Here is an 18,647-nt window from a genome sequence, read left to right as displayed (position 1 = left end):
GGTGTGGCCTCCCGTCGGATCCTGCCACCAATCCAGTGTTAGCCTTTGCCCTGTCCTCGGATTGAGGATTGCGGACGATGCCGTGTTAGCGCTCAGAGCGCGACCGCCACAACGTGCAGAAGCTGTGACACAGCACCTCCTGTAGCGCGCCCTTACTACTCAAAGGAAACACGACGGAGGCACTACCCACCCTCACAGCCGAGACCAACACCGGGACTGCTACTTCCCCGCGATGGACCTGACCGTCACCGTCCGAGAGTCCATTGAAGTCCGCGTTAAGGTCACTTTCAGCCATGACACAACAGTCTGGACTGTCAGGGCAACTCCACCGGAGGCTATCGCTGCGTTGTTCTTGGCCTCACTCTTACCCGGGATGTTCACCCAGGTAGCGGGCATGATGTAAATCGCGAACACGTTCTTCCGGTCGGCAGGAATATGGGCCCCGCTTCAGCGTGTCCCTGCGCTGTTCAGTCGCTGCGGTGTCCTCGGTATCCAGGTCGCAGTCCGGGCTCTTGGCCTTGCCCATGACCAGGATGTTCATCGCCCCCATTGCCGTTTTCGGCGGCCGGGTGGACGCATCAGGGAATGCGGACTCGATCTTGGTGGTCCCGGCTTGAACGTTTGGGCCAGATTGAAAATCTAGGCTCCGCGAATGCGGCAGGCCACGAGCACCGTTGCCCGAAGCCGAGAAGCACACTCCGTGCGGTCTTCTGCGGACCCTTCCCGCCGCGACGTGGTCGCTCGGCCGCGGTCGTTTCTTGGTCAGCGCGAAGGACATGTGTTCCTTGGATTGGCTGGCAACTGCTAGCGAGGGCTCTTTTCCACGACAGACCACGGTCCATGCCGGTCCAGAAATCCAGCAATCCGCGTCACGATCCTGCTTGAGTCCGCACTGTGTATCTGAACTACAAGTAGGCATGAGGGATCTGCGCCCAAGGGATCTTCCGTGCCATCGATTCCCTAGGACTCAAATGCCCGACTCAATCCACCTGGTCACCATCGTCCTCGAGGCCCCCGGAGGTGTTGACCGAGAGTCCGTGATGTACCGGAGACTCATCGCCGCAAGGCTGCGGTATGAAGCGCAGTTCTTGATACTCCAGGTTGATGAACCTCTCACAACGGAGAAAATCACACGGCTTAGTGAAATTGTCGAAACCAAATACGTAGTGTTCATGAGGACGTCGCATCAGCTTGCCCCCACCTACATGACCACCATGTTGGATTACCTACGTCCGCGCACGGTCTATCTCGCTGAGCCGGTCATGTACACAGGCGTGATCTCCAAAAACGTGGCCGCCACCAAAATCGATGACGCGTATCGCTACGCCCGGGATACTGACGTTTTCGGTGTTGTTTTCAACACTCGTCGGCTGAGGGATGCGTTGGAAGCAATTGGCGACGTCGATCGCTCGGCCCTGTATCTCAGTTACCGTTTGTACTGGTCCATCGGAACGGTAAAGCCTCTCGCTACAGGCTTCTCAGTCGCATCTGACACGAAAGCAGCCATTGGCCTGCAAATAGCGCAAGACGTCACGCGGCTGGTCCCACTGATCCCAGCGGCTTCGAGGGAAGTCCGACTTCACTTGGTGCGATATCTTGCGTTGTTCCTTCGCGGGATGCGGGCTGGGAAGGTGACACAGGTTGCCCTGGCTAATCTCCGGGATGTGGTCCGTTCCTACGGTCTGGTCGAGATGCTCCGATTCGTTGAACCGTTGCAGCCGGTGGAGGCGTCCTGGATTCGCTGGTTGTCCGATCCGGAATCCGACACCCATCTCTACAAGCAGCTGAGCGACAGTGATTCATATTTATCCTTCACCGAAGGGGAGCGCGCGGAAGGGGCCCAGCCGCCCCTCTACGAATTGCACTTCGGTGGGGCCACTGTGGTCATAGAGAAGTCTTACCGGCCGCGAGATCTACGGCCGGGATATTCTCGGGCTGCCAGCTACGACTTCTATAGCCGACCTATCAGTCCCTTGTCAACCATGATCTTCTTTGATCGGCCGCTACAGGCAGACGACAATGCTGAGCACCTGTACGAATATTTCAGGGCGAACCATGGGGAGTACACAGAGGCGTACTTTGCGTTGAACCCAAAATCGCCGGACTGGGAAAGGCTGCAAGCAAAGGGCTTCAAACTGATCCCAATCTTCACTACTGAGTTCTACGAGAAATTCCTCATCTCGGACCTGGTGGTTTCGTCCCAGATTTACAACATCAGATACCGAGGCAAGTCGTTCGCGAACTCCCGCTTTGTGTATCTGCAACACGGCATCCAGTTGAACGATATGACCGACTGGATCCTCTCCAAATACTTCGACGTGTTCGTTGCCACCGGCCAACTCGAAGCCGATTATCTGCGCAAGCTTGCTCCCGTCGAGACCTTGAACTCAGGGCTGCCCCGCTTCGAGGCCCTGACCAGAACGCCACATGAGCCACAGCACCTGCTCTTCATGCCAACGTGGCGTTTCAACCTGCACCAAGTGTCCACCGAACAATTCGCCCAATCTGAGTACTTCCGTGCAATCGACGCTGTCCTCGCGGATCCGAAGCTACTGGCATTCCTCGAAGAAACTGGCCGGACTCTCCACGTAAAACTCCATCCAAACGTGGAAAAGAGAGCCGGCCAATTCAGGTTCTCCAGGAACGTCGTCAGGACTGATTTGAGCTATCGCGAAGCCATCGCCTCCGCAGAGATGGTATTCACCGACTACAGCTCGGCAGTCCTGGATGCGGCGTTCATTGGGACGCCGATTGCCTACTACCACTGGGACGCAGCGGACTTCTTCCATGAGCAACCTTACGAGGGCCGAGTGGACTACCGCGATGATGGCTTGGGCCCGGTCTTTGAGGAGCATGCAGAGCTGGTCAACCACATCGTCCATGAGCAGTACCTCCGGCCTCATGAACTATTCAATGCCCGTCGCGAACGCTTCTTCCAGGGAGTGGACCCCCAAAGAATCAATGCCAAAATCGTGGAGAGGATGCTGAGTCTTTAGTGAGAAAGATACGAGCCATAAAACGCACTATCACCGGAATCGCCGTCGATGCTGCCTACTCGCAAGCCGGCACCGGCATCGCCCGCAAACTGATGGCATCCTCAACCAACGGACCAGCGCGGCGATTTATCAACGCAAAAGGCCTGGAGAGCAGCATCCGCAGGTTGGCGTCCGAAAACCTGCCGCAAGGAACGTACTTTGCAAAACTCACTATTGCAAAGTGGCACGTGCATAAGGGCAGGGGTTTCAGACTGCTCCAAGATGGCGAAGTGGTCTATGGGAACAAGATAGAACCCCCAGCTCGCGGATTCCCGCTTGAATATCGCAACATCATCGTCACGTCGAAGGACCCGAAGCGATTTACCTTGGACATCGACGCACCCTATGAACTGAAGATCGGTCGCGGTGCTTTCACTACTCCCCAGCAGCTGAAATACGATCACCAATACGGCGTGGAGCAGCACGGGGACACCTACTATTCGCTACGGGGCAACACCACCAACCCCAAGAAGCTCTTCATAACTTTCCCGGGATTCGGGCCGTCAACTTCACGGATCTCGTACGCCGTCAGCTACCTCAAAGCTATTAGCAATGCAGACCTGAAGGACACCCTGATGGTGTGCTTTCAGGACCGCTACCTTGCCGCAGGCTCGTACATGATGGTGGACAACGCGGGCAGGCCTTTGTACGGCCGGGTTTGGCAGACCATCGACGATCTGCGGACCCGCTTCGCTATCGACCCAGCACAGATGCTGTTCTTCGGAGCGTCCAAAGGCGGCAGCATAGCCATCCACTATGCAAGGGACTTCCCGGCTGCCCAGCTCCTGCTAGCCGTGCCTCAAATGAATTTGCCTTATTACTTCAATAAACCGTTCTTTCGAGACAACCTGTTCCGGAACCGTGCACTCCACGACGTGCAGCAGCCCGAGGACAGCCTGCGCGAATACTTCGCCGAGGAACGAAGAATCGATTATTTCTATACGAACTCCGATGAACTCAGCAACCACTCGCTCATCGAGCTTGTTCAAGACGTTCCGAACCTCACGAAATACCGCATCGATGGTGTCCACTCTGATGTGGCAAGGGCCGCCTTGCCCGCCATGCTAGGCATCATCCGCGGGTTCCTGGGCGGCGGTCAGCAGCATCGGGACATTGGCGCCGATGAAATACGTTCTTTCCCCCAAGAGAACGGCATTCAAGTGCAGGTTCGGGTTGATTCTGCCGGTTCCAAGATTAACCGCGCCAACTGGTTCATTGAAGGCTGGCTGGGCCGTACCCGATTCCTGCAGTCGATGTCCGAGCATTCCTACGAATTCCTGAAGTTCACTTCCGATAAACAACAGCTCTATCCGGCCTACGATCCGATTCAGCATCTTTCAGCGGTAGTAGCGATCGAAGCCAACGGAACTCAGTGGACTGGCACTCTGCCCGGTTCTTTGATGCACGGTTCGAACCAGGAAGTGCAGCGCTCAATGAGTGCATCTGCTCTGAGCCTCCGTGCAAAGCACCCAGAGACGTATGTGGTCCTGGACGGTGACCGTTTCGCCCGTTTTCGGTATCGCAGCTACGGCGCAGACACCGAGGGCGACACGATGGAGGTCCACTTCGTGAGCAACGCCGAAATCGATGTGACCGGCGAGACCCTTGACCGTGGCGAGCATAAGGCTTCGCATGTTGCCGTCGTGGAGCCTCTGGATGGCTGGGCCATGGCGGACCTGCTCGCCTTGAGATTCGTCATCGCTGCCAAAGCCGAACGTCTGTTGATCGTGGTTCATGCTGCCGGTTCGGCTGACGAAGCCGTGGATACCTTTGGAGCAGTGGACTGGAAGGCCTCAAGTGTTATTGCCATCGGGGATGAAGCGCCCTCCTCGCATGAGGTGCCGGTAAATGTCAGCTAGCGACTCCGTCGTTGGCTCCGGAAGACTCGGGCAAACCCAAATTATTCGCTCTTACGAGGATGCCGTCGCCGTTCGGGACAACGTGATTCACCTCAACCAGACACACGATTCGGAATTTATCGATTCCTCAGTCGAGTTTGCGGGGACTGGAAATGTGCTCTACGTAGAGGACGGAGCCAAGCTGCGTAATTCTCGGCTTCGGTTCCTGGGCAATAACGCGGTGATTCATGTCCGCACTTCGCCCCTCTATTTGCGGTTACTTGCCACTGTTTTCCATGAGTCGGTGTTCTACTTGGGCCCCGGAGCATCGTTTACTTCCGAAGCGCGGTTCCTGCCAACGGAACGCAAACACATCATCATCGGCAGCGATGCCATGTTTTCATCGCGGGTAGTCTTTCGAACGGCGGATCCGCATCTGATCTATTCGGCGAGTAACCACCAGCGAATCAATCCCAGCGCATCCATCTGGGTAGGGGACCATGTGTGGCTGGGCGAAGACACAATGCTGCTCAAGGGGGCACGTGTCGGCTCTGGGAGCATTCTGGCGGCCCGAGCTGTTGTCACCAAGAGCGTGCCGGCAAACGCAACGGCAGCGGGCGTCCCCGCACGAATAGTTGGCAGCGGCATTTTTTGGACGCGGCCCTCGGTACATGCCTACACGTCTGAGCAAACCGAACAGAGCTTGATGAACGCACAGGACGACTTCATCTACACACGCGATCAGCATGTTTTGGATGTTCCCCAACTGGAGGCCGCCTTGGATGCGGCCTCTTCAGGTTTGGAGCGCGCTGAGTGGTGCCATGAGTTGGATCGAACTGAGCGGAAGAACCGCTTCTTCATCTGATCAGCATCCAACCTGACCAAGGGCCAAGGTGAGCAGCATTTAGGCGTCACCTTGACCCTTGAAGCAGCCGAGGTAGCTAGCTTCCCAGCCCCTTGGCCGTGACATAGGCGGCAAGCTGGTCCTTACCAATGGCCGCAGCAATCTCCGAAATGGCGGCATTGTCCGCCAACACGATCGACTGTCCATCGGTCGAGGTTCCCACGCCCAGGTTGGGCAGGGTGAACATGATGGTGTCCTTCTCACGAAGGTCCTTGAACTGCAATGCCAGCCCACCGATCGTGGCGGCGTCGAAGTCCTTATCCACGCTGATGTACGGCGAGATCGCGTCAACCATGTTGTTGACCTTGACGGGGTTGGTGAGGGTATCCCGGGAGATCGTCTTGCTGATGACAGCCTTGAGGAAAAGCTGCTGGTTTTTTACGCGTGTGTAGTCAGAATCAGGGAAGGACTTGCGCTCACGGACGAAGGCCAAAGCCTTCTCTCCATCGAGCATGTTCTTACCCGCCTGGAACGTCACTTTGCCCTTGAGCACGCTGGGCGTAAAGCCCTGCTTGATGTTGACTTCCACGCCACCCAACGCGTCTGTGAGTCCCTTGAATCCCTCGAAGTCCACCATCGCTACGTGGTCGATGCGTTGCTGGAAGAGCGACTCGACAGTTTGCACGGTCAGGGCGACCCCGCCTTGGGCCATCGCGGCGTTGATTTTCGCCTCACCGTGCCCGGGAATGTTCACCCATGTGTCACGCATGATCGAAACGGCGAAGACGTTCTTCCGGTCTGCGGGGATGTGGACCCAGATCAGAGTATCGGTGCGTTGGTCGGTGGGCGCGGAGTCGTCCGTGTCTACCGATCGGTCGGCGTTCTTGTCCTTACCCATAACCAAAATGTTCATGGCACCGGTGACGTTCTTGGTGGGTCGCGTCGCCTCGTCCGGGAAGGCATTCTCGATCTTTGTGGTCCCGGAGTTGAAAGTCTGGGCCAGGTTATAGATGTACGCACCACAGACCAGGCCAATGATCACCACTGCTGCCGCGAAGCCGAGGAGGACGTTTCGAGCCGTCTTTTTGGAGCTTTTTTGACGTCGCGGACGGGAGTCCGTCGCAACGGCTTCGGTATCAATAGGGTGCGTCATGTATTCCTAGAGTTGGCAGCAGCAGAGTCGATTCTAACAAATGGACAAACACGCCAAGTCCGGCGCTAGCCTTTGGAGCCCCGGGAAGACTGTGCTGTATAGATGCGTTGCGAATAGAAAGCATCGTTTTCCGCACCCCAGCGATTGGTGACATTGACGGTGTAGTAGCGGCCGGCAGCCAGGGTTGTTTTACCCACGTTCACCAGGATCATTTCCAATTTTGGGTTCATACCGCTCTGGACCCCGTATGCAGTATTTGTGCTCGTGGGCTTCACGGTTTTCACGAGGCGTTGTCCGCCTTTTGCGGTCCACTTCACTTGGGCGTTGCCACCCGAAAGATTGAAGCCTGTTATCCGCACTTGGCCGGCGGCTGCGTCAAAAGTGGCGTCCGTAATGATGGGTGTTGCAACTCCGTACTCCATCTGCGCCTTCAGGGGAACACCCGTACCAACACACGTGTAATACGAATCCCACATAAAGGAAATGACCTTCTGTGCGTTGGCAAGCTGTTGGAGCTGCCGGTCGATCCTGGCTTTTGAGCTTTGCCCACGCAGACTGTCCCCGCAAGGATTGGAAGCCGTGGCAGGAGCCATGCCCTCCAAGTTCGCCCACAGGACGGCGCCGGTTCCGGAAATGCCCGCAGCAGCTGCCAGGAAATACTCCCGGACGGGCGCCACGTACTTGCTGCCCCACGAACCCTTGCCCACAATGCTCTCCGCATAGCGGTCCACCGCCGAGTTCGCCTCGTTCGACTGAAACGCACCACCTTTACCTGTACCCATGCCGTCTTGGATGGCGATGTTCAGAACCAGCCCGCTGGCCGTCTGGGCAATTCTTCGGATCCCGTTTCGGGCCTGATTCAGGCTGATACTGAAGGCGCTGACCCGCGCGTCAAGGTAGGGACTAACGATCGCGCTGCGAGTGGGGAAGTTTCGATGGATGGCTTGGTTCTGCATGCGATACAGATCCAGGATGGGATCAAAAGTGTGGCCATCGGTCAGAGGCATTTCGGTGTGGTGATAGAAGCCAGCCAGTCCTGTCACGTTATATACAGCAGCTTGATACTGAAGCAAGCGCTCGGTGAAGAGGCCAAGGGTCCCTTGGTAGGAAACGTCGGGGAGGTACGCCTTATCAGTTCTCTTCACCGGAGCAGGTAGGCCGGCATAGAACTTCATGCCCAGTTTCGTTGCCGCCACAGCCATTGAAGTTGCTGGATCTGTGCCATCGGCTGGGCCACCGCCCGCCACCACGACATCGTACTTACCGTTCGTGGACGTGCAGCCGCTGCCTTGAGCAGGGAGGACCAGCACAACAAATGCCTTGCCTTGGCTGGTGATCCTGCGGTCATTGGGGCATTTCACGGCTTGGTTGCCCCAGATGCTTCCATCGGAGTACGTGAAATAACGGTTGACTTCCAGAGCTCCTGCAGCGGCCTTGGCGCAGTTCACTGCGTTAATGACGCATTCCTTGGGAAGAGTCGCCAAGCTAGCTGGCACGAGGGAGGTTCCAAAAGTGATGACGGTGTCAGCGCCTGCTGCCTTAATTTCGCTGAGCTTCTGGAGGTTCCGGGAACTGCTCGGAGTGGCGTAGACGAAATAGCCGCCAATTGGGTAGGTTGCCGGTTTCGGCGCCTGGACAGCCGGTGTTTTCTTCGCGGCCGCTGGTGGCTGTTTCTCCTGTGCCGGCTGTTCCGCCTGGATGCTGTGGTTGGGCGCAACCAAAGCGGTTCCTCCAACTCCGGCTATGAGCACAAGTGCCGCGAGGAGGACTTTGATGCGTGGACGGCTTCCGCGAATGAGCGTCATGAATTCCTTGGGGTCGGCATCAGCAGACGATCCTACGGAATCAAATGACTGTTATCCATACGCTAGACTAAACCGGGCTGCCCTCCTGCTGTTGGTGGCCGCGCCTACCCTCATTCAGGTGGACGCGCTGGAACGGACGCTGCTGGCGTTTTGTACGACATATTAACGGGGGGAAAGTTGGGCACCGGAATCAGACGTGTTCAAGCCGCACTTGTGGTCATCTTGCTGGCCATTCTCGGGTTTTTTGGTACCCAGCCGGCCATGGCCACCACGGTAACCAACCCGGACACTGACACGCAACAGCCGTCGGACCCATCGCCGACACCCGAACCTACTTTTCCGGTTGTCATCCCACCGATCATTCAGCCGACCTCGCCGCCGGCCACTCTGGAACCTGTTCCTCCGGCACCTGCCCAGCCAACCGAAGAACCAGCTCCAGCGCCCGTGGTGCCGCCCGTCGTCGAGCCTGTCGCTCCGCCCGTGGACGTGGCTGCTGTGACTCCTCCCGCTACATTGCCCGATCCTGCTGTACCCACTGATGTTGCTATCGAGAACTTCGTTGTAGAGCCAGAGGTTCCCGCGGAGACCACCACGGCCACAGCGGAGGCAACGCCGACGCCCACACCCACTCCTACCAAAACCGAAGCCCCGCCAGTTGTCAGCGCAGACATCACCGGCCCCTTGAAGGTGGCCCTTGCCCCAGTGGCGGAGAACAACCCCCTTGTCCAAGGCTTGACGGTCCTGGTGTTGCTGCTGCTGGGCATTGCGTACTTCCGTGCCCTGCGCTCAAAGGGGATCCGCGGACCCCGCCTCAACGGCAAGTAGTCCATGGATACTTCCCTCCCCAGGGACGCGGCTGCCGTAAATCCTGCATTCCCGTTGCGTCTAATGCTTCTCACCCACTCGTATTGGCCGGAGCACAGCCCGCCGCAGCGCCGTTGGCTGTCCCTGACCCGGGAATTCCGGAAAGCAGGCTGGGACGTCGACGTCGTCGCTCCCGTTGCGCACTATCCCAACGGCAAACGGGATCTGCCCCGGCGAAAGGCCGGATTCGCTTTTGCCCACCAGGAAGGCCCGCACGGCGAAACCATCAGGCGCGTGCCGTACCTTCGGCATCTTGGCACCTCGCCACTGGCACGTTTCGTTGACCAACTCTTCTCCGCGGTGATGTCCGTTCCGATAGGTTTGGGCGGCAAGAAACCCGACGCAATTCTCGCCACCGCTCCGAGCCTCCCGACGCTGGCTACTGGGTACGTACTTTCCCGGCTTCGCAGGGTTCCTTTTATTGTCGAGATGCGGGATGCTTGGCCGGACCTGGCCCGCGACGCCCGAATCGTGCAAGGCAGTGTCAAAAGCCTGGTGGAGCGCGTGGTCGAGTTCGTCCAGCAGCGAGCGGACCTGGTTGTCACAGTTACGGACGGGTTTGCCGAAACGCTGCGGGACCGCGGCATCAAGAACGTCGTTACCGTGAGTAACGGCCTTGATTTGAACTCGATGCCTTTCCTTGAGCCCCCGGCCTTGGAACGCGACGTCTTCCATGCCGTCTACCTCGGAAATCATGGTAAGAGCCAGCGCCTGGACATCCTTATCAGGGCAAGCGCGCTGCTCGGCGAGGGATTCCACCTCACGCTCGTGGGACACGGCACCAGCCGTCCGCAACTGGTGAAATTGGCTCGCGAGCTCAACGCGCCCGTGACCTTCTTCCCTTCGTTGCAGGGTCAAGCAGTCATGGAGAAATACCGTGAGGCGGATACGTGCATCGTCTCCCTCCGTGATGACTGGAAATCGTTCGAGACCACTGTCCCGTCCAAGACCTACGAGGTTCTGGCCATTGGCAGGCACGTCACGGCGGTAGTGCGCGGTGAAGCGGAGCGCATCATCATTGAAGCCGGGGGAGGCGACGTCGTCGCTGCGAACGCCGAAGCAGTGGCGCAGCTGTGGCGGGAGCTTTCCGAGGACCGAAGCCGGCTGGCCTCGGGAACCAGCGGACGCGACTGGGTCCGGGACAACGCTGACTACGCCCAACTGGCTCTGCGATACATGGACTCGATATCCTCCTTGGTCAATCCGGAGTCAGCCGATGCCCGGGGGATCGCGTGATCCAACTCCTCAAGAACATTGCCTTGACTGCAGGGACCGTGTTGGAGCATCTCACTGAGTCGCCCGTTGTGTTGTTCCTCCAGGTCCTTCGCCGCCTGCCGTCCAGGATTGTTAGGCCGCTGGCTCGTTTCGTGGCCAGGCTTGCGCCCAATTCCATCCGTCCACTCTTCTTGCTGGCCAGCCACGCGGCGGGGGACACGGCTGGGCTTACCCATCGGTTTGAGCATGCGGTCCGTGCCGGTCTTGACGGCGACCGCGCCCGCAAGGCCGCAGAAGTAGCCATCGCTGCCGGGCAGCCAGCGTGGGCGGATGTTTTCCTGCCCCTCGCCGCAGGGGCGACCCGGACTCCGGCGACCCTCGCAAGACGCAAGTGGTACGACGGCGACATGAGCGGCGCCGTCGTCGTCCTCGCTGGCGAGCGGGGCGGCATGGCAAAACAGCGGCAGCGGCTTGAGTCCGAAGTCCGCGTCTTCCAAGGGTGGCGTCCATCGCTGACGGCATCCGCGGTGAAACCGCAACCGCGCAAGGTTCTGCACCTGCTGACGAACTCCGTACCGCATACCGGCAGCGGCTACGCCCGGCGAAGCCATTCCATCCTGACCGCCCAACAGGACGCCGGCTGGTCAGCAATGGCTATAACGCGCCTGGGTTACCCCGTGCAAATCGGCGCGTTGACAGCGCGGCAGCACGACGTTGTTGACGGCGTGCGCTACGAGCGCCTCCTGCCCGCGCGCATGGAGCCGTCCATGCATGGTCGCTTACAGCAGCAGGCCGAAGGCATTTTGTCCCTCGCCCGTGACTTCCGGCCGTCGGTCCTCCATACCACCACCCACTTCGTCAACGGCCTGGTAGCCCGGGAAGTCGCAAACGCCTTGGACGTCCCGTGGGCCTACGAAGTTCGAGGACAACTGGCTGACACGTGGGCGTCAACGCGCGGCGAGGAAGCCCGCCGGAGCGAACGGTACAAGCTCTTTACCGAACGGGAAGCCGACGTCATGCAGAGCGCGGACCTTGTAGTGACGCTCGGCGAATCCATGAAACACAACATCGTGGCCATGGGCGTCCCGGACAGCAAAATCCTGATCTGCCCGAACGCAGTGGGCGGCGCGTACCTGTCTGAACCGCTGGATCATGGCGCGGCCCGGCTTGCTTTGGGCCTGGACCCGAACGGGCTCTATATAGGGACAGTAAGCAGCCTTGTGGACTATGAAGGCCTTGACGATCTGGTCGCAGCATTTGCGCTGCTTGCGCCACGACTGCCACAGTTGAAGCTGGTTTTGGTTGGGGACGGCACTGCCGCGCCCACGCTTCAGGACCAAGTCCGGCGCCTGGGACTATCGGAACGGACCATCTTCACGGGGCGTGTTCCTCCGGAACAGGCCCGCCTGTACCACTTGGCGCTGGATATTTTTGTGGTTCCACGCAAGGACCTTGCTGTGACCCGGGCCGTGACCCCGCTCAAACCTGTGGAGGCACTGGCCTCCGGCCGGCCTGTGGTGGCCAGCAACCTGGACGCCTTACGGGAGATAGTGCACGACGGCGTAAACGGCAGAGTGGCGAACGCTGAAGATCCCGGGGGACTGGCTGAGGTGTTGTACGAATTGCTTGATGATGAAGGTTTACGGAAGCGGCTTGGCGCCGCTGGTAGGCAAGAAGTATTGGCCACGAGGACGTGGCAAGCAAATGCCCGAGCATACATCCGGGCATATGAAAATTTGGGCGTCTAACAACGTAAGGAGGGTCAGCTGATGTCGGCGAAGAAAGCAAAGCTTCCGCCGCCCGCGGCCATCCAACCGATGTCCGTGGACATGCGGAAGTTGTCCAGGGTGGGTTCCAGACCCGGATTCCTGGATTACTTGGTAAGGCTGTGGGATTACCGGCAGTTCATCTTCTACGATGCCCGCGCCCGAGTGCAGACGGGAACCCGAAAAGACCGGTTGGGGAGCGCCTGGCTCCTGCTCAACCCGGTCTTCAACGGGCTCACTTACTACGTGATTTTCGGCATGCTGCTCAACACGAGCGGTGGCATCGAAAACTTCATTGGGTACCTGATCGTCGGCATCTTCATGTTCCAATTCAGTTCCGGCGCAATTACGGAAGGTGCCCGCTCCATCCGGAACGGAAAGTCTGTTGTTCAGGCCTTCAATTTCCCGCGTGCCGCCCTACCGCTCGGCGCAAACATCAGGGAGCTCCTTTCGTCTGTTCCGCTTGTTCTGGGCATGCTCTTGTTGATCGTAGTGTTGCCTCCTGCGGAGAAGATCAGCTGGCATTGGGTGCTGATCGTACCTGCCCTACTGCTCCAATTCATCTTCAACCTCGGAATCGGAATGATCCTTGCGAGAATTATTTCGATTGCCCATGACGTAACGCACCTCTTGCCCTTCGCGATCCGCGCGTGGATGTACGGCTCCGCTGTCTTCTACTCCTATGAACGCTTTGTTCATGAGCCCACGTTGCTGGCCATCATGAAGTTCAATCCACTGTTCAACGTCATTGATATCGTCCGGAGCTGCGTCCTCTATGACCGGGTTCCTGCGTGGGAATCATGGGCCACGTTGGCCGTAGTTTCATTGGCGGCCCTGCTGGTTGGATTCATCTTCTTCTGGAGAGGGGAAGAGACCTATGGTCGCGATTGATGAGGCTGTGTTCCTGGACGGCCCGCCCTGCGTAGTGGTGGACCGGGTGAAGATGACCTATAAGGTGCCTTCCTCCATTGAACGTTCCACGTCCACCCGGAAAGGTATCCGGGGAAGTCTCCGGAAGCTTCTGGGACGCGAGAACCTGGTGACGGTCAGCGCACTGAAGGAACTCTCGTTGGTGGTGGAGCGAGGCGAATCCGTAGGCATTATCGGCCGCAACGGCTCCGGTAAGAGCACCCTGATGAAGCTGATCAGCGGACAGGCTGCACCCACGGATGGGGCGGTGTACGCGTCAAGCACGCCGGTCCTCCTGGGTGTTCACGCCGCGCTTGTTCCCGATTTGTCAGGCGACCAGAACGTGGTCCTTGGTTGCCTTGCCATGGGTATGGACATGGATGAAATCGATCAGCGCTTCGAGAGCATCGTTGAAGTGTCAGGCTTGGACTCCGCGATCTACCTTCCCATGAAGTCCTACTCATCGGGCATGGCCTCGCGGCTTCGTTTCGCCATTGCCGCCGCAGTCAACCCGGAGATCCTCCTGGTCGACGAAGCTTTGAATACAGGCGATGCTCAATTCAACGACCGTAGCAAGGCACGCATGGATGAGTTGCGGGCCCAGGCCGGCTGTGTGTTCATTGTCAGCCACAGCCTGGACACCATCCGAAACATGTGCACCCGTGTGATTTGGCTGGATAAGGGCGAATTGATCATGGACGGCTCGTCGGAAGAGACCACCAACCTGTATCAGGAGTTTTCCTCGAACCTCTCAAAGGGCAACAACATTACTGCCGCACGGATCAGGGACGAAGCAAGGGCAAATCTCGTGGCCACTCAAATCATGGAGAGATCCAGCGGACGCCGAATGGAAGGGCGCTGAGATGAAAATGATGGTTGAAGCCCGCAAGGCCGTGTGGCATTTGCGCGAAGGCGGACTGGATCAATTCAATGAATGGCTCCGTCGAAAAAGGATAGACCGACGCATCAACGGAAACCGATCAGTGGGCCAACAGGCAGAACAAGATGGGCCTCCAATCTTTGGCCCGTACCGCGTTCCTGACCGGGAGCCGCGGCGCTCGGACTTGACCGTCGGCGTGATCCTTGACGACTTTTCGTCAGCGGCATTCTCGTTCGAGTGGAATCTGCTCCACCTCCGCAAAGATCGCTGGTTGCAGCAACTCGGCGAGACTGAGATCGACTTCCTCTTCGTTGAATCCGCATGGAACGGAAACCAAGGTTCATGGAAGTATGAACTTGCGGGAACATCCGGCCCCAAGCCTGAATTTCTGGCACTTCTGGAATGGTGCCGTAAGCGATCAATTCCCACAGTCTTCTGGAATAAGGAAGATCCACCCCACTACGAAGACTTCCTGCCTGCGGCGCGTCAGTTCGATGTGGTCTTCACCAGCGATTCCGGCCGGATCCCGTTCTACAAGGAGGATCTGGGCCACGACCGGATCCAGGCTCTTCCTTTTGCTGCACAGCCAGCCATCCACAACCCCATACGCGTGGGGCAGGGACGGCACTCCCGGGGAGTGGCGTTCGCGGGCATGTATTTCGCGCACAAGTATCCGGAACGCCGGCAGCAGATGGACATGCTCCTGATGGCCGCTCGGGATGCATCGGCCAAGTCCGGCCCTGTCCTCGAGATCTTCTCACGGCAACTGGGCGGGGACTCGAACTATCAGTTCCCGGTTCCGTTCTCCGAGAACGTTGTTGGAAGCCTGGACTACGCCACCATGCTCACGGCCTACCGGGCCTATAAAGTCTTCCTCAACGTGAACTCGGTGGTGGACTCACCCAGCATGTGTGCGCGTCGAATTTTTGAAATCACCGCTTCAGGCACGCCAGTCGTCTCTGCTCCGAGCACTGCCATCAGACGATTCTTCGAACCGGATGAAGTGTTTGTAGCCGAATCCCAAGGACAAGGCGAGCACCAGATTCGCATGCTGGCGCGAAGCCCGGAGCTCAATGATCGGGTAGTCCATAAGGGCCAGCGACGCATTTGGGCAGGAAATACATATGCGCACAGGGCCGAGACGATAGTGGCTTCTGCCCTGCCGGATCGCAGCCGGCCCGTCCGGCTTCCTTCTGCCAGCGCCTTGGTACCAACCATTCGGCCTCATCAGCTTGAGCATGTATTCGCTACGGTTGGAAGCCAAGTAGGAGTGGATCTTGAGCTGGTGTTGCTGACTCACGGATTTGAGATCACATCCGAACGTGCGGCTTCATTGGCGGCAAAGTACGGCGTGGAGCGTTACACGGTGCTGACGGAGCCCCGTGGGACGACGCTGGGGGAATGCCTCAATCTCTGTGTCGCCGCAGCTTCAGGAGACGTCCTGACCAAGATGGATGACGACGATTACTACGGTCCGAACTACCTTGCGGACATGCTCCACGCGCTTGACTATTCCAAAGCTGATGTCGTTGGGAAGCATGCGCACCACATGCACTTCGTTTCAACCCAAGCCACGGTTTTGCGTATGCCACACAAGGAGCATCAGTACAGCAGGTTCGTGATGGGTCCAACCATCACGGCCCGCAGCGAAGTTTTCAAGGCGCACCCATTCGAGCCTCTCAACCGGGGTGAGGACACCGCCTTCTTGAAATCAGTTGCCACCGCTGGCGGCTCTATCTACGCCGCCGACAGGTTCAACTTCTGCCAGATGCGTCAGGCAGAAGGTCACACTTGGGACATCTCGGACGATGAATTGGCGGCGTCTGGCGAAATCAAGTTCTTTGGCGATCCCAAAGAACACATCACCGTTTAAAAAATAGGGGACAAAATGACCACCACCAGTAAGACTGTCGCAGTTATCGGACTGGGCTACATCGGCTTGCCCACTGCAGCCATCCTTGCCACTAACGGCATTAATGTCATCGGTGTTGACGTGAATCAGAACACCGTCGACGCCGTAAACCGTGGCGAGGTTCCCTTCGTTGAGCCTGATCTGGGTGTTCACGTTGCCGGGGCAGTCAGCCAGGGCAATCTGCGGGCGACGACGGAAACTCCAGCAGCGCAGGCTTACATCGTGGCTGTGCCGACACCCTTCCGCGAGGACCACTCAGCGGATCTCAGCTACATCGAGGCCGCGGCCCGTGGGATCGCACCGCAGCTGGTCGGAGACGAACTCGTCATCCTCGAATCCACGTCGCCTCCGCGTGCGACGCGCCACTTGGCCGAGTACATCCTGGCCCTGCGGCCGGATCTCTCTTTGGATGGGGCGGGCGGAGCACCCGTTATCCACTTTGCGCACTGCCCGGAGCGAGTACTCCCTGGCCGGGTCATGATCGAACTTGTGACCAATGACCGCATTGTCGGTGGCATTACGTCTGCAGCGGCTGAGCTGGCAAAGGACCTCTATGCTGTCTTCTGCCAAGGCGAGATCCTGGTGACGGACGATGTCACTGCTGAGATGGCAAAGCTTGTTGAAAATTCTTACCGCGACGTAAACATCGCCTTCGCCAACGAGCTTTCCGTGATCAGCGACAAGCTGGATATCGATGTCTGGGAGCTGATTCGATTGGCGAACCACCACCCGAGGGTTAACATTCTTCAGCCTGGCCCTGGCGTCGGTGGGCACTGCATCGCAGTTGATCCTTGGTTCATCGTGGCCGCCGCACCCACTGAATCCAAGCTGATCCGTACCGCACGCGAAGTCAATGATTCCAAACCTGAATGGGTAGTGGAACAGGTCCGCAAAGCGTCAGAATCCTTTGGCAGCGAGGCCAAGATCGCTACGCTCGGGTTGGCTTTCAAGGCCAACATTGATGACCTTCGTGAATCTCCGGCCATTGGGATCACGGCCGCTTTGGCAGATGAATTGCCCACCGCCAAGGTCCTTGTTGCTGAACCGCACGTCGAGGCGCTGCCCAAGGCACTCGCCAACCGTCGCAATGTTGAACTTGCAAACACGGAAGATGCGATCGCGCAGGCAGATGTCGTCGTCGTCTTGGTAGACCATGACGAATTCAAGAGCGTCGATTCAGGTCTTCTTGCAGGCAAGGCAATCGTTGACACAAGGGGAATCTGGCGCGAACTGACGTCCAAGGGCGTCGAGGCCGCTATTACTCTCTAGAGGCTTTACCGCGTCCGGGTACTCCGCCCGGACGCGGTTGTTGATCCACAGCTGCAGACGGGTTCTGAATTCGGCGGCTGGTTGTGAGAGAATCCAGCAATAACGCGGGATATGTTTTATCGACGAGAGAAACCATGGACAGTTCGACTGAATCAATCGCAACAACGTCGCTAGCTATTGAACATCACGGCAAACGAATCCTCATTGAAGCCGTGGCGGGCGACCACATCGCTGCCATGATTGACGCGTCGAAAAAGTTCTACGAATGGCAGTACCTTGGAACGTTGGCCGAGTACCTTAATCCCGGGGACTTAGTCCTGGACGTCGGCGCAAATATTGGCAACCATAGCCTGTACTTCGCCGCGGTATGTGAAGCCAAAGTTATCTCGTTCGAGCCACTGCCTCTTGCGGCAGATATCCTGCAGCGCAATGTCGATAGTAATTCGCTGCAAGATCATATTGAAGTTCGCCGAGTGGCGCTGGGGGAGAAGCCTTCACGAGCCACACTGGATAAACTCGACCTCAAAAACGTTGGTGCGACTACGTTCGCGGTGTCCTCGGACGGCGAATATGCCGTGAGCGCCATTGACGTGGAGGAGATCCGGCAACGGGTTGCCCTCATTAAGGTTGATGCCGAGGGAATGGATGTGGCGGTCCTGAAGGGCGCGGTCGATTTGATCGCCAGGGACAGGCCGATCATTGCTTGCGAGGCCGCCACAGCCGTTGAGCAGGCCGAGCTTGAGCAGTTTGCATCCGAGTCGGGCTACTCCTTCGTGGCGCAATTCAACGCGACGCCCACTTACATCTTGGTTCCTTCCGCGACGCCACTTGAACGTGCCCACATGGAACGCAGAGCGGCCGGTCTGATAACGCGAACTAACTGGGCCACCAGGGATTTGTACTATCGCTTAGGACTTGTCAACGGCGAATTGAAGTCAATCAAGGACGGGTTGTCTACGGCGCCCGCTGAACAGGATGCGAGCACCGCGGTCGCGGAACTGTCCGAACGCGTCAAACAACTGGAAGTGCTCCTTGGCGAACTCAGCAACCGCCTGGAGGACCGCGACCCTAACGCCGCAGGAGCATAGGTCCACAGAAGGCCTCTGCATCCGTCTAATTAACTGCCGGCGGTGCCCAACCGATAGGATTTATAGGTT

The 18,647-nt window shown here is 58.2% G+C and carries 14 protein-coding genes; 11 read left to right on the top strand and 3 right to left on the bottom strand.

What is annotated here, in order from left to right:
- Positions 1-364 precede the first annotated feature (364 nt).
- A complete protein-coding gene (locus LDN90_RS19180; protein WP_223946712.1) occupies positions 365-550 on the bottom strand; it encodes a hypothetical protein in 186 nt (61 codons plus the stop codon).
- Between the two features lie 421 nt (positions 551-971).
- On the opposite strand from LDN90_RS19180, the gene LDN90_RS19175 reads away from it, so the two are divergent.
- Genes LDN90_RS19175 through LDN90_RS19165 form a run of 3 tightly spaced genes read left to right on the top strand, consistent with a single transcriptional unit; the run spans position 972 to position 5,738 of the window.
- Positions 972-2,996 (top strand): CDP-glycerol glycerophosphotransferase family protein, encoded by a 2,025-nt coding sequence (locus LDN90_RS19175; protein WP_223946711.1) that lies wholly within the window; start codon positions 972-974, stop codon positions 2,994-2,996.
- Positions 2,996-4,894: a hypothetical protein gene (locus LDN90_RS19170; protein ID WP_223946710.1), complete on the top strand. Its 1,899-nt coding sequence runs from the start codon at positions 2,996-2,998 to the stop codon at positions 4,892-4,894. The genes LDN90_RS19175 and LDN90_RS19170 overlap by 1 nt, the downstream gene beginning before the upstream one ends.
- Positions 4,884-5,738 (top strand): acyltransferase, encoded by an 855-nt coding sequence (locus LDN90_RS19165; RefSeq protein WP_223946709.1) that lies wholly within the window; start codon positions 4,884-4,886, stop codon positions 5,736-5,738. Before LDN90_RS19170 ends, LDN90_RS19165 begins: the two co-directional genes overlap by 11 nt.
- 76 nt (positions 5,739-5,814) lie before the next feature.
- Here the strand turns inward: LDN90_RS19165 and LDN90_RS19160 are convergent, their stop codons facing one another.
- Together LDN90_RS19160 and LDN90_RS19155 are read right to left on the bottom strand one after the other, a co-directional pair.
- On the bottom strand, positions 5,815-6,870 hold the full coding sequence (locus LDN90_RS19160) for an LCP family protein (RefSeq protein ID WP_223946708.1): 1,056 nt from the start codon (positions 6,868-6,870) through the stop codon (positions 5,815-5,817).
- A 65-nt stretch (positions 6,871-6,935) separates the two neighbouring features.
- The gene (locus LDN90_RS19155; RefSeq protein WP_223946707.1) at positions 6,936-8,675 is read right to left on the bottom strand and encodes a DUF4434 domain-containing protein; all 1,740 of its coding nucleotides are present in this window, start codon (positions 8,673-8,675) and stop codon (positions 6,936-6,938) included.
- Between the two features lie 261 nt (positions 8,676-8,936).
- Here LDN90_RS19155 and LDN90_RS19150 point away from each other — a divergent pair, with 261 nt between their 5' ends.
- From LDN90_RS19150 to LDN90_RS19115, 8 genes are all read left to right on the top strand, one after another.
- Positions 8,937-9,500 carry a hypothetical protein gene (locus LDN90_RS19150; protein WP_223946706.1) on the top strand — a complete coding sequence of 188 codons (564 nt, stop codon included), beginning with the start codon at positions 8,937-8,939 and terminating at the stop codon, positions 9,498-9,500.
- A 3-nt stretch (positions 9,501-9,503) separates the two neighbouring features.
- A complete protein-coding gene (locus LDN90_RS19145; RefSeq protein ID WP_223946705.1) occupies positions 9,504-10,775 on the top strand; it encodes a glycosyltransferase family 4 protein in 1,272 nt (423 codons plus the stop codon).
- A complete protein-coding gene (locus tag LDN90_RS19140) occupies positions 10,772-12,502 on the top strand; it encodes a glycosyltransferase family 4 protein (RefSeq protein ID WP_223946704.1) in 1,731 nt (576 codons plus the stop codon). Before LDN90_RS19145 ends, LDN90_RS19140 begins: the two co-directional genes overlap by 4 nt.
- Positions 12,503-12,523: 21 nt before the next feature.
- Positions 12,524-13,411: an ABC transporter permease gene (locus tag LDN90_RS19135; RefSeq protein ID WP_223946703.1), complete on the top strand. Its 888-nt coding sequence runs from the start codon at positions 12,524-12,526 to the stop codon at positions 13,409-13,411.
- Entirely contained in the window at positions 13,398-14,291 is an 894-nt protein-coding gene (locus LDN90_RS19130) for an ABC transporter ATP-binding protein (RefSeq protein ID WP_216926430.1), read from the top strand. Before LDN90_RS19135 ends, LDN90_RS19130 begins: the two co-directional genes overlap by 14 nt.
- A 1-nt stretch (position 14,292) precedes the next feature.
- Positions 14,293-16,182 carry a glycosyltransferase gene (locus LDN90_RS19125; protein ID WP_223946702.1) on the top strand — a complete coding sequence of 630 codons (1,890 nt, stop codon included), beginning with the start codon at positions 14,293-14,295 and terminating at the stop codon, positions 16,180-16,182.
- Between the two features lie 15 nt (positions 16,183-16,197).
- Positions 16,198-17,490, top strand: a complete 1,293-nt coding sequence (gene wecC / locus LDN90_RS19120) for a UDP-N-acetyl-D-mannosamine dehydrogenase (protein ID WP_223946701.1) — start codon at positions 16,198-16,200, stop codon at positions 17,488-17,490.
- 134 nt (positions 17,491-17,624) lie between these two features.
- On the top strand, positions 17,625-18,578 hold the full coding sequence (locus LDN90_RS19115) for an FkbM family methyltransferase (RefSeq protein WP_223946700.1): 954 nt from the start codon (positions 17,625-17,627) through the stop codon (positions 18,576-18,578).
- Positions 18,579-18,647 lie beyond the last annotated feature (69 nt).

The sequence above is a fragment of the Arthrobacter sp. NtRootA1 genome (assembly GCF_019976975.1).
In the GTDB taxonomy this organism is placed as follows: Bacteria; Actinomycetota; Actinomycetes; order Actinomycetales; family Micrococcaceae; genus Arthrobacter; species Arthrobacter aromaticivorans.
Note: the sequence above shows the minus strand (reverse complement) of the source record. Positions and strands in the feature narration are given on the sequence as shown.